Here is a 1,477-nt window from a genome sequence, read left to right as displayed (position 1 = left end):
GGGGATGTCAATTGGGTTGTGTGTGATCGGTGTTTTGCTCCGTGGTCCTGGTTCCTGCCGTGGTTACTGTCAGTTGATGATGATCAGAGAGGGAGCCGGTCGCCGAACCGGATCTTGAACTGGTTCATGGCGCGGGTCCAGCCGAGGGTTCCGGTGCCGCGGATACGGCCGGTGGGGACCTTCCCGTTGCCGTCGATGTGCCGGCCTTCGATGTTGCGGATACCGAGGTAGAGCATCTTCATCGCGGCGTCGTCGGACGGGAAGTGGCCGGAGGTTTTGATGAGTTTGCGCAGGTTGCGGTTCATCGACTCAATGGCGTTGGTCGTGTAGATGACGCGGCGGATGTCCTGGTCGAAGTCGAGGAACGGGATGAACTGCTCCCACGCGTTCTCGAACACGCTGATCGCGCCGGGGTACTGCCGGCCCCAGTCCTCACGGACGGACTCCAGGGCCTCAAGCGCGGCGGTTTCGTCGACCGCGGTGTAGATGGGCTTGAGGGCCGCGGCGACCTTCTTGCGGTCGGTGGAGTTGACGTACTTCAGCGCCGACCTGATCAAGTGAACGACGCAGGTCTGCGTGATCGCCGCCGGCCAGACGGCCTCGATCGCCTCGGGCAGGCCCTTGAGCCCGTCGCAACACACGATCAAGGCGTCCCGCAGCCCGCGGTGCTTGAGCTGGGTCAGCACGTGGAGCCAGAATTTCGCGCCCTCGTTGTCCTGCAGCCAGATGCCCAGGACGTTCTTGACGCCCTCGGTGTCGACGCCGATGACCAGGTGGGCGGCCTTGTTGACGACGTGTCCGCTGTCGCGGACCTTGATCCGGATCGCGTCGATGTACAAGATCGGGTAACACTCGTCCAGCGGCCGGGCCTGCCAGCTCGCGACCTCGTCCGCGATCACGTCCGTGACCTTCGAGACCAACGCCGGGGACACCTGGGCCCCGTAGACCTCGTACAGGTGTGCGGTGATGTCCCGGGTGGTCATGCCGCGGGCGTACAGCGACAGGATCATCTCGTCCACCTGCCCCAGCCGGCGGGTGCCCTTGGGCACGATCCGCGGCTCGAAGTCGCCCTGGCGATCCCGCGGCACGTCGATCTCGACCGGACCGGCCGTGGTGGTCAGCGTCTTGCCGTAGGAGCCGTTGCGGTTGTTCCCGCTGCCCCGACCGGCCGGATCCCCGGCCTCGTAACCGAGATGATCCGCCATCTCAGCCCGCAGAGCCCGCTCGACCACGGCCTTCATCATCTGCCCCAGCAGCCCGTCCCGGCCGTCCAGAGGGACCCCGGAATCCCGCGCGTCCGCGACCAACGCGTCAATCGCCTCCGGCGACAGCACCGCCGCCACCCGCTCCGCCGCCTCGCTGCGGTCCCGCTGAGAATTCTGCCTCGATATCACTGTGCGTCACTTTCCGTTCGAGGCAGGAACCGGACCAGACAGGAGCAATCATCCCCTACTCACACAACCTGGTATACACCCTC

Annotated in this window: 1 protein-coding gene; it reads right to left on the bottom strand. The window is 65.5% G+C overall.

Annotated features, from left to right (window positions below):
- Positions 1-83: 83 nt before the first annotated feature.
- On the bottom strand, positions 84-1,343 hold the full coding sequence (locus OTB19_RS42795; RefSeq protein ID WP_267804265.1) for an IS256 family transposase: 1,260 nt from the start codon (positions 1,341-1,343) through the stop codon (positions 84-86).
- Between the last annotated feature and the right edge of the window lie 134 nt (positions 1,344-1,477).

The sequence above is a fragment of the Streptomyces sp. H27-H5 genome (assembly GCF_026627505.1).
Taxonomy (GTDB): Bacteria; Actinomycetota; Actinomycetes; order Streptomycetales; family Streptomycetaceae; genus Streptomyces.
This window is presented reverse-complemented; position numbering and strand designations above follow the sequence as displayed.